This is a genomic window from Neisseria sp. P0021.S005 (assembly GCF_051956955.1).
Genome location: NZ_JBQCWY010000609.1, coordinates 1 through 1,848, shown reverse-complemented (window position 1 = coordinate 1,848; position 1,848 = coordinate 1). Strand labels below are relative to the sequence as shown.

Sequence of the window (1,848 nt, the reverse complement as noted above, 5' to 3'; positions counted from 1 at the left end):
AAAGGCACGCGGATGTCGGCGCGGCTGCCCGGGATATAGACGCGGTTGGAATTGGGATATTGGAAGCGGATGCCGATGTCTTCGCTCAAGTCGGAAAGACGGCGCGCCTCATCGCCGGTTTTTTTAGCGGTAGTCATAAAAAATTGCTCCTGTTTTTCGGTTATGAAATGGAAACAGGAGCATTGCTTTTTTTCAGACGGCCTTGTGGATATCTTCAATCAACCGTCTAAAAACACATTTGCCGAAACTCCCCACGCAGGTATTATCCTGTTCGGGTGTAAAGGGTATTTCTCAGCCGCTCGGTTTGAAAGCAGCACCCCTGTTTCTTTATTAACGAAAAATTAAACCATGCGGACGGTTTTTTGTAAAGCGGCGTTTTTCGCATTTTCTGTCAAAAACGCTTGACAGCGATTCCGTCTTTCCGTATAGTTACAACTTCTGACGCGGGATGGAGCAGCATGGTAGCTCGTCGGGCTCATAACCCGAAGGTCGTAGGTTCGAATCCTGCTCCCGCAACCAAATATAAAAATCCCCTGCAATCGCAGGGGATTTTGCTTTATGCGGTATTTATTGTTGCTTGGATTGATTGAAAGGCCGTCTGAACCATTGGGTTTCAGACGGCCTTTTTTATTGGCCGATGTTATCGGCGGCTAATTCGTTTTTGTCTTTTATTTTGGGTTTGCGTTTTTCAGACGGCCTATTGTTACTCCGGATCGGTATCGTTACGCAGGTATTCTTTCAGGCGTTGCAATTCTTTTTTGTCCAACCATTTATTGCGCGAACGTTGCAACAGGATCACCAATGCGGCGATTTCGTTACGCATATTGGTACTGAGCCAGAGGAAGCCTTGCCAGTCGTAATGCAGGCGGGCGGCCGGTTTGCTTAGTTCGGTATTGAGCGAAGTATCGATGCGGATGCGGCGGGCGTAGTGGCCTTTGATGAGACGTACGGTCAGGCGCAGTTCGCGTTGGAGTTGGTTGAAATGGCGGTCGAGCAGGCGGATTTCGCTTTCGTTGAGCGTGGGCGCGCGCAGTTTGGCGGCGGTGGTCAGGAGCAGCTCGGTGGTGGTGACGATTTTGCGGTGGGCATGTTGCATGGCTTCCATCATATTGTTGCTGATGTGGCTTTCGCCGGATGTTGCGGCCAGATGGCTGCGGCTTTTGACCATGCGGGCGTTGATTTTGCGCATTTTAATCATGTTTTGCTCCAAGCGCTCGCGCGTCATGCGCTTGCCGTTGCTGATTTCGGCAATCATTTTGGCGCAGTCGGTGAGGTTGTCGGCAAGCATGAAGCGCCACATCAGGGTGGAGCGCAGGGGCAGGAGTTTGGCGGCGGCAATGGCGATGGCGGCACCAATCAAAACGTTCATGGCGCGCATCAGGCCGCTGTCGAGCCAGTGGTGGCTGCTGTCGCCGATGAGCATGCACATGGTCAAACCGGCAAGCATGGCGACATAGCCGTTTTTGCCGACCGCAGACCAACCGGCCACTGCGCTGGCGGCACCGATAATCAGATAGAAGAAAACGTCGTCTTGCAAATAATGTTGGTTCAACCATAAAACGGTCAACCCAACACCCAAACCGATGGCCGTGCCGAGCATGCGTTCGACCGCTTTGGAGTAAATCGCGCCTTGGAATTGCAGCATGCCGAGGACGACAAAGACGGTCATGCCGATCCACTCGCCGTGTTGCAGGTGGAAGACTTTCGCCAACAGGGTGGAGAACACGATTGCCAAGCCGAGGCGGAAGGCGTGGATATGGCGGCGATAGCGGTAGCGTTCGTAGGCGTTGAGCCAGCGTTCGGAAAAATGGAGGCGTTCGGATTGGGCAGGCATGTTGTAAGACGTAT

Annotated in this window: 1 protein-coding gene, 1 tRNA gene, 1 pseudogene and 1 riboswitch; of the genes and pseudogenes, 1 reads left to right on the top strand and 2 read right to left on the bottom strand. The window is 52.7% G+C overall.

The window, feature by feature from the left end; translation table 11 throughout:
* Positions 1 to 137: pseudogene (locus ACTHUE_RS17465) on the bottom strand (phosphomethylpyrimidine synthase ThiC); the annotation flags it as partial.
* 94 nt (positions 138 to 231) lie between these two features.
* Positions 232 to 331: riboswitch (TPP riboswitch) on the bottom strand.
* A 111-nt stretch (positions 332 to 442) separates the two neighbouring features.
* Here ACTHUE_RS17465 and ACTHUE_RS17460 point away from each other — a divergent pair.
* Positions 443 to 519: transfer RNA gene (locus ACTHUE_RS17460), tRNA-Met, on the top strand.
* A gap of 184 nt (positions 520 to 703) precedes the next feature.
* On the opposite strand, the gene ACTHUE_RS17455 is transcribed toward ACTHUE_RS17460, so the two are convergent.
* Positions 704 to 1,834: an FUSC family protein gene (locus ACTHUE_RS17455; RefSeq protein ID WP_039861887.1), complete on the bottom strand. Its 1,131-nt coding sequence runs from the start codon at positions 1,832 to 1,834 to the stop codon at positions 704 to 706.
* Positions 1,835 to 1,848 lie beyond the last annotated feature (14 nt).

Excerpts from the sequence above, each read along its gene's own strand:
- ACTHUE_RS17455 (WP_039861887.1), bottom strand. The coding sequence starts at position 1,834 with ATGCCTGCCCAATCCGAACGCCTCCATTTTTCCGAACGCTGGCTCAAC.